We start from the raw sequence: 7,794 nt of genomic DNA on the forward strand, positions 1-7,794 counted from the left end.
TGCGCGGCCAGGCGGCGCACGGCCTCCGGTTCGCACAGCCCGGCCCCGGCGACGAGGGTGTCGCGCACGTGCAGCTCGATGTCGTCGGCGTCCGCCGTGGCCCGGGCGATGCCGCCCTGCGCCCAGCGCGTGCTCCCCGCGTCGAGCGCCCCCTTGGTGACCAGGTGCACCGACAAGCCCGCACCGACCAGCCCGGCGACCACGGACAGCCCCGCCACCCCGGACCCGACGACGAGCACATCGGTGCGCACGGTCCACGTCGGCGCGGGCGCCGCGAGCCGGCCGGCGACCAGGCTCACCGCCAGCGGATCGGCGACGCGGGCCAGGTCGAGCGTCGTGGCGCTCACCGGGACACCGTCGGGGACGACCCGAGCGCGATCATCCGCTCGACGGCCCCGCGCGCCCGCTCGGCCACGTCCGGGTCGACGTGCACCTCGTCCCGGCCGAACCGCAGCGCGTCGAGCAGCCGGGCCGGGGTGATCATCTTCATGTAGGGGCAGACGGCGCCGCGGCTCACGGCCTCGAACTGCACCTGCGGGTTCGCCTTGCGCAGCTGGTGCAGCATGCCGACCTCGGTGGCGACCAGCACCTTGGTGGCACCCGTCCGACGCGCCTCGTCGAGCATGCCGCCGGTCGAGACGATGCGGACCCGGTCGGCGGGGATCTCACCCGCGGCGGCCATCGACAGCGCCGCCGTCGCGCACGAGCACTCCGGGTGCACGAGGACGTCGGCCCCCGGGTCGGCCGCGATGGCGCCGCGCAGCACGTCGCCGCCGATGCCCTCGTGCACGTGGCACTGGCCCTGCCAGATCCACAGGTCGCGGCCGGTGACCCGGCGCACGTGCTCGCCGAGGTGCCGGTCGGGCAGGAAGAGGATCTGCCGGTCGGCCGGGACCGAGCGCACCACGTCGGCGGCGTTGGAGGACGTGCAGCACACGTCCGACTCGGCCTTCACGGCGGCGCTGGTGTTGACGTAGGCGACGACGACGGCGCCGGGGTGCTCGGCCTTCCACGCGCGCAGCTGGTCGGCGGTGATGGTGTCGGCGAGCGAGCAGCCGGCCCGCGCGTCGGGGATGAGCACGCGCTTGCCGGGCGACAGGATCTTGGCGGTCTCGGCCATGAAGTGCACACCGCAGAACACGATCTCGGCGTTCGGCACGCGCGCGGCGATGCGCGACAGGGCCAGGGAGTCACCGACGTGGTCGGCCACGTCCTGGATCGCGGGCAGCTCGTAGTTGTGCGCGAGGATCACCGCATCGCGTTCGGCGGCGAGCGCCCGGACCTGCTCCGCCCAGTCGGCCGGGAGGTCCTCGTCCCGCGTGGGGGCGGCCTCGTCCTGCGTGATGGTGCTGGTCATCGCGTCCTCCAGGGCGGCCGGGGCGCCCGACAGGTCTCGTCCTGCTCGCCGCCGTCCGGGCCGCCGAGGTTTTCGACTACTGGTCGATAACCCGGCGAACGCTACCATACGGCCGTGTCCGAGCCGAGCGCTTCTCACACCGTGTGCGGGCACGAGGTGCTCGCCGCGGTGCTCCAGGTGCGCGACGACCGGCTGCACGTGCTGCTGTGGCGACGCGCCATCGACCCGGACGCCGGGGCCTGGAGCCTGCCCGGCGGCGACCTCGCCGCCGACGAGCACCTGGGCGGTTCGATCCGCCGCCAGCTCGCCGAGAAGGTCGACGTCCGCGAGCTCGCGCACCTCGAGCAGCTCGACTCGCGCGGCCGCCCCGAACGCGTGCCCGACCGCCGCGTGGTCGCCACCAGCTACCTCGGCCTGGTCCCCGTCGACGCCGACCCGCAGGTGCCCGACGACACCGCGTGGCACCCCACCGACGCCCTGCCGCGCACCGCGTTCGACCACGGCGAGATCGTCCGCACCGCCGTCGCACGGCTTCGCTCCAAGCTCTCGTACACCAACCTCGGGTTCGCGCTCGCGCCGCCCGAGTTCACCATGTCCGAGCTGGTCAAGGTGTACCGCGCGGCGCTCGGGCACGACGTGGACCCGACCAACCTGCAACGCATCCTGGTGCGCCGCGGCCAGATCGAGGCCACCGGCAGCACCGCCCGGCACGGACCAGGCGGTGGCCGGCCCGCCGCGATCTACCGCTTCACCGCCCGTGCGCTCGAGGTCACCGACCCGTTCGCGGTGCTCGGCCCGCCGCGGGGCTGAGCCGGGGCGGTGCTGGCGCGGTGTGCCCGACAACCTCCGGGCGCCGGGCACACCGCGTCGCTGGGTGATGCCGCCGGCGGGTGAGGCACTAGCCGAGCGGCCCCGTCACGGTCAGTAGTTCTTCGTCCGAGCCTCGATGCCCATGTACTCCCCGTCGTCGCCCCAGCCGGACGCGAAGGACGAGACACCCGCGTCGTTCACCATCGCCGTGACGCACGAGGTCTGGCCCACCGCGACCTGGCAGCTGTAGTGCTTGCCATCGCTGTTGCGGGTGATCGTCGCCCATGCGTCGTTCCAGTCCCTCTGGGACGGGCTACTCGACTGGATCGGATGCACCGACGTGATCCGGGCCCAGGTCGTCCGGCACGACGTGGAGTAGATGAGCTCGATGGTGCCGAACTTCGAGTTGTCATACGGCGAGCGCATCGTCGCGGTCGCGACCGTCTTTGCGGTCGTGGCGCACCCCGTCGACTTCGCGGACTTGCCGTCGTTGGTGGCTGCCTGGGCCGGGCCCGCCAGACCCACCGCGGCCACCACCGCCACCAGCAGGGCACCGATCCGGAACGCACGTCTCGATCTCATCGGTCTCTCCCCTTGCCTGCACTGCGGTGACGCGCCCGCCACACGCCGGTGGCTGCGGCACGACGCCCGGCGGTCCGAGCGCGCCGAGAGGCTAGGAGCCTGTCACCCGAAAGGAGTAGTCCCTGCACCTGGCCACGAGCGTCACCCGTGGCAACGGTCCCCCCGCGTGCTTGACGGTGCGCGTCGCAGCCTCAGGCCCCTGACCAGGAAGATCGCTGTCCGGAAGCGCGCAGGGATCGACCTCGCGGCCAGGGCGCCCGCGGTCCGGCCGGGGTTGTCCTGGGTCGCACCGGCTCCTGAGCAGGATCGTGCGGCAGGACGAGCTCCGGCACGCTGCTCCCGCCTCAGCCCTCCAGCACCGGGTGGGTCTGCCAGATGCGGTCGATGTAGTCGCGCATCGACCGGTCCGAGGAGAAGAAGCCGCAGCGGGCCACGTTGAGGATCGCCGACCGGGTCCACGACTCGGTGTCCGCATAGGCCGCGTCGACCCGCTCCTGGGCGTCCAGGTAGGCCGCGTAGTCGGCCAGCACGAGGAAGCGGTCCTCGTTGAGCAGGTTCGACACCACCGGCTCGAACACCGACCGGTCGCCGCCGGAGAACGCCCCCGACGCGATGAGGTCGATCGCGGCCCGCAGCCGGTCGTCGGCCGCGTAGTAGGCCGACGGGTGGTAGCCGGCGGCCTGCAGCTCCTCGACCTGCGGCTCCAGCAGCCCGAACAGGAAGAAGTGCTCGTCGCCCACGAGGCGACGGATCTCGACGTTCGCGCCGTCGTCCGTGCCGATGGTGAGGGCGCCGTTGAGCGCGAACTTCATGTTGCCGGTGCCGGACGCCTCCTTGCCCGCGAGCGAGATCTGCTCGGACAGGTCGGCCGCCGGGATGAGCTTCTCGGCCAGCGTCACGTTGTAGTTCGCCGGGAAGACGACCGTGAGCACCTTGTTGACCCGCGGGTCGGCGTTCACCGTCCGCCCGACCGCGTTGATGAGCCCGATGATCTGCTTGGCCATCTTGTAGCCCGGGGCGGCCTTGGCGCCGAACACGAACACCCGCGGCTGGACGTCGGCCACATCGACCTTGCCGGACACGATCTGCTCGTACAGCGTGACGATGTGCAGCACCTTGAGCATCTGGCGCTTGTACTCGTGCAGCCGCTTGACCATGACGTCGAGCATCCGGTCGGTCGGCACGCTCACCCCGTCGCGCGCCACGAGCAGCTGGGCCAGCCGCTGCTTGTTGCCCTTCTTCACCTGGCGGAAGCGCTCGCGGAACGCCGCGTCCTCGGCCAGCGGCTCCAGCCCGGCCAGCTTGTCCAGGTCGGTCACCCAGCCCGGGCCGACGGCCTCGGTGATGAGCGCCGACAGCGCCGGGTTGGACAGCCGCACGAACCGGCGCGGGGTCACCCCGTTGGTGACGTTGGTGAACTTGTCCGGCCAGAACTGCGAGAAGTCCGGCAGCACCTTGTCGCGCAGCAGCTGGGAGTGCAGCTCGGCGACACCGTTGACCTTGGCCCCGGCGACCGTGGCCAGGTAGGCCATCCGCACCGAGCGCTCCGGGTACTCGGCGATGATCGACATCCGGCGCACCCGCAGCTCGTCACCGGGGAACTGGGCGCGCACCTCGTCGAGGAAGTTGTCGTTGATCTTGTAGATGATCTCCAGGTGGCGCGGCAGCAGCCGGCCCAGCAGATCGACCGACCACACCTCGAGCGCCTCGGGCAGCAGGGTGTGACAGGTGTAGGCGAAGCACTGCTGGGTGATCGCCCACGCCTCCTCCCAGTCGAAGCCCTTCTCGTCGACCAGCACCCGCATGAGCTCGGGCACCGCGATCACCGGGTGGGTGTCGTTGAGCTGGAAGATGACCCGCTCCGGCAGCCGGTGCAGGTCGAAGTCGTCGGGCAGCACCTGGTCGACGAAGTCCCGGATGGAGGCCGCGCAGAAGAAGTACTGCTGCTGCAGGCGCAGCTCCTTGCCCTGCGGCGTCGAGTCCTCCGGGTAGAGCACCTTGGAGATGTTCTCGGCGAAGGTCTGCCCGCGCACGGCCTCGACGTAGTCGCCGGAGTTGAAGATCTGCAGGTTGAACGCCCGCGTCGCGCGCGCGCTCCACAGCCGCAGCGTGTTGACCCGGCCGTTGCGGAAGCCCGGCACCATGTAGTTGTAGGGCACCGCGAGCACGTCCCAGCCCGGCACCCAGCGGCTGCGCGTCCGGCCCTGCTCGTCGGTGTAGGTCTCGGTGCGGCCGCCGAAGTGCACGGTGACCGAGCGCTCCGGGTGCGGGAACTCCCACGGGTTGCCCAGCTCCAGCCAGCGGTCGGAGTGCTCGACCTGCCAGCCGTCGACGAACTCCTGGCGGAAGATGCCGTACTCGTACCGGATGCCGTAGCCGACGCACGGCACCGACATGGTGGCCAGCGAGTCGACGAAGCACGCCGCGAGCCGGCCGAGGCCGCCGTTGCCCAGACCGGGCTCGACCTCCTGACCGCGCAGGTCGGCGAGGTTGAGGCCGAGCCGGGCCAGCCCCTCCTCGACGATGTCCTCCATGTCCGAGGCGAGCAGCGCGTTGTCGAGCTGACGGCCCAGCAGGTACTCGGCCGACAGGTACGCCACGCTCTTGGCCTGCGCCGCGTACTGCTTGCTCAGCGTCTCCATCCACCGCGACTGCAGGTGGTGGCGCACGGTGCGGGCCAGCGCGAGGTACTGGTCGTTCTTCGAGCTGCGCACCAGGGACACGCCCTGGCCGTAGTTGAGCTCTCGCATGAAGTCGGCGATGAACCCGTCGACGGTGTGGACAGGGGCCCGCAGGTCGTTCGCGCCAGGGACGCTGATCTCGGTCACCGGTGCAGGCTAACCACGACGAGGGCCGGGTTACCAGGACAGCGGTAGGACGAATCGTGGCGACACGCCCGGCGAGGCACCCGGACGGGCGCCGACGACGGCCGGTCCGCCGCCCCGGGGAGCCCGGACCGCACCGCGGCCTGCTCCGCTCGGCGAACCTCAGCTCAGCTCGGCGAACTGACCGATCTCGGCGCTGAGCACCTCGGCCATCCGGGACAACCCCCCGTCGCCGTCACCGGCCGCCGTGGCGATCGCGGCGACCTCGGCCTCCATCGAGTGGATCGCCATCACCACCGCGGCCATCGCCTCACCCGCGTCCTGCGCGGCCCGCTGGACGGTGGCGACCGCGCCGACGATGTCCTCGCTCGATGCGGTCGCGCCGTCGGCCAGGTTCTTCACCTCACCGGCGACGACGGCGAACCCACGCCCGGCCTCCCCGGCCCGGGCCGCCTCGATGGTCGCGTTGAGCGCGAGCATCCGGGTGCGTCCCGCGATGTGCCGGATGAGCGCGACGGCCTCCTCGATGCGCGCCGAGCTCTCCTCCAGCCGCCGGACGATGGCCAGGGCCTCGTCCGCCTCGGCGACACCCGACCGGGCACCCTGCGCGAGCCCCTCGGCCGAGGCGCCGAGCTCGGTCGAGGCGGCCGCGACGTGCCCGGACACCTCGATCGCCCGTTCGACGATCTGCTGCCGGGTGCGGCTCTGCTCGAGCAGGTCCCGCTGCGCGGCGGCGAGCGCCCCGTGCGCCGAGCCGATCGACCCGGCGGCCTGCCGGAAGGCACCGGGCAGACCGCGTTCGAGCAGCGTGCGGTGGAAGCGGCCCTGCGCCGCCTCGGTGAGCGAGACCGCCGACTCGCGCACGAACGCGTCGACGACGTCGAGCAGCCGGTTCACCAGGAGCCTGGCCTGCTCCACCTTCGGCCCGCAGTCGATGGCGGTCAGCCGAGGCTCCAGGTCGCCCTGGGACACGGCCGTGAGCACCTGGATCACCAGGTCGAGCTGGTCCTCGGTGACCTGGACGGACGGGGCGGCCACGTCCTCGGCGGGGCGGGTGCGCCGTCGCATGTCAGGCCGCCCGTTCGGCGCTGTTGATGACGCTCCAGACCAGCTCGTCGTAGCCCATCCCCAGCTCGGCCAGCGCGGCGTCGAGCGCCGCCCGCCCGGCGGCCACCTGGGCCCGGGCCGAGGACTCGCGGCGCTCCGCCTCGCGGAGCCGGGCGTACATCGGTGCGACGGCGGCGACCCCGGCCGGGGACGGCCAGCGCCGGTTGGAGTGGTACCCGACGATCCGCCCCGAGGCGTCCCAGGTCGCGGTGATGTGCGCGAGCACCCAGTAGGCGGCACCGTCGGCGGCCAGGTTGAGGACGTACGCGAACACCTCACGCCCGGCCGCGATCGTCTCCCACAGGTAGCTGAAGACCGCACGCGGCATGTCGGGGTGCCGCAGGATCGAGTGCGGTGCGCCGATGAGCTCCGCCTCGCTGTACCCGCTCACGCGGACGAAGACGTCGTTGGCGTAGGTGATGTGACCACGGGTGTCGGTCTTCGAGACGATGATCTCCTCGGCGCCGAAGCTGCGGGTGGCACCGGTAGGAACAGGTCGTGTCAGGGTCATCGGTTGGTCTCCTGGGCACTGGCGGGCGCGGTTCCCCCCGAGATGGCCCGATCGGTCACGGCGCCCCGCGTATGAGACGTTTGGCGAGGTCAGGTCGAACGAACGGCGCGACGAAGGCCACCGTCGCGACCCCACCTGTCACCCGCCCGGCGGCGCGCCTGTCCACAGCCCCTCCCCGGGGTGCGCCGGCACCCGAGATGATGACCGCCACGACCGCTCGGACCGCTGGGGGACACCGTGACGACGACGAGCAGCACCTCGTGAGCAGCGCAGCGCCGGGCTGGGTACCGGACCCGTCGGGCCGCGCACCGCTGCGGTTCTGGGACGGCACCGGCTGGACGACGTGGCTGAGCGACGGCGGGACGGCCGTGTGGCCGGACCCGACCCCGATCCGCACCACGGCACCCGACGACGCACGGGTCCGGTTCGTCGCCGAGACCCTGCTGCCCGCGGCCGCCGTACGGGGCCTCGTCGCGGAGCAGCAGATCGCGGGGCTGGTCGGGCTGGCCCGCGAGCTCACGGCGCAGGTGGCGCCCGGGGCGGGCGGTCCGGTGACCTGGCTGCCCGAGGCGCAGCCCGCACCGACGGCCGGCGGCTGGGCA

At 72.3% G+C, this 7,794-nt stretch carries 7 protein-coding genes and 1 pseudogene; 2 read left to right on the top strand and 6 right to left on the bottom strand.

Going from position 1 to position 7,794, the window contains the following annotated elements; translation table 11 throughout:
• Together F2B26_RS12950 and nadA are read right to left on the bottom strand one after the other, a co-directional pair.
• Nucleotides 1-347 (bottom strand): FAD-binding protein (locus F2B26_RS12950; protein WP_201292733.1); only part of this gene is annotated, 347 nt, incomplete at its 3' end.
• Complete coding sequence (nadA, locus tag F2B26_RS12955) at nt 344-1,357, bottom strand: quinolinate synthase NadA (RefSeq protein WP_159810028.1); 1,014 nt, start codon at nt 1,355-1,357, stop codon at nt 344-346. The genes nadA and F2B26_RS12950, both read right to left, overlap by 4 nt.
• A 114-nt stretch (nt 1,358-1,471) precedes the next feature.
• On the opposite strand from nadA, the gene F2B26_RS12960 reads away from it, so the two are divergent.
• On the top strand, nt 1,472-2,167 hold the full coding sequence (locus tag F2B26_RS12960; RefSeq protein WP_159810030.1) for an NUDIX hydrolase: 696 nt from the start codon (nt 1,472-1,474) through the stop codon (nt 2,165-2,167).
• Nucleotides 2,168-2,278: 111 nt separating this feature from the next.
• Here the strand turns inward: F2B26_RS12960 and F2B26_RS12965 are convergent, their stop codons facing one another.
• From F2B26_RS12965 to F2B26_RS12980, 4 genes are all read right to left on the bottom strand, one after another.
• Nucleotides 2,279-2,749: a DUF2690 domain-containing protein gene (locus tag F2B26_RS12965; RefSeq protein WP_159810032.1), complete on the bottom strand. Its 471-nt coding sequence runs from the start codon at nt 2,747-2,749 to the stop codon at nt 2,279-2,281.
• A 344-nt stretch (nt 2,750-3,093) separates the two neighbouring features.
• Nucleotides 3,094-5,577, bottom strand: a complete 2,484-nt coding sequence (locus F2B26_RS12970) for a glycogen/starch/alpha-glucan phosphorylase (protein ID WP_268891107.1) — start codon at nt 5,575-5,577, stop codon at nt 3,094-3,096.
• Between the two features lie 159 nt (nt 5,578-5,736).
• Complete coding sequence (locus F2B26_RS12975; RefSeq protein ID WP_159810034.1) at nt 5,737-6,642, bottom strand: methyl-accepting chemotaxis protein; 906 nt, start codon at nt 6,640-6,642, stop codon at nt 5,737-5,739.
• Nucleotide 6,643: 1 nt separating this feature from the next.
• Complete coding sequence (locus F2B26_RS12980; protein ID WP_159810036.1) at nt 6,644-7,192, bottom strand: PAS domain-containing protein; 549 nt, start codon at nt 7,190-7,192, stop codon at nt 6,644-6,646.
• A gap of 260 nt (nt 7,193-7,452) precedes the next feature.
• On the opposite strand from F2B26_RS12980, the pseudogene F2B26_RS12985 reads away from it, so the two are divergent.
• Nucleotides 7,453-7,794, top strand: a pseudogene (locus F2B26_RS12985) (DUF2510 domain-containing protein); the annotation flags it as partial.

Source organism: Cellulomonas citrea, from assembly GCF_009829685.1.
GTDB classification, from domain to species: Bacteria; Actinomycetota; Actinomycetes; order Actinomycetales; family Cellulomonadaceae; genus Cellulomonas; species Cellulomonas citrea.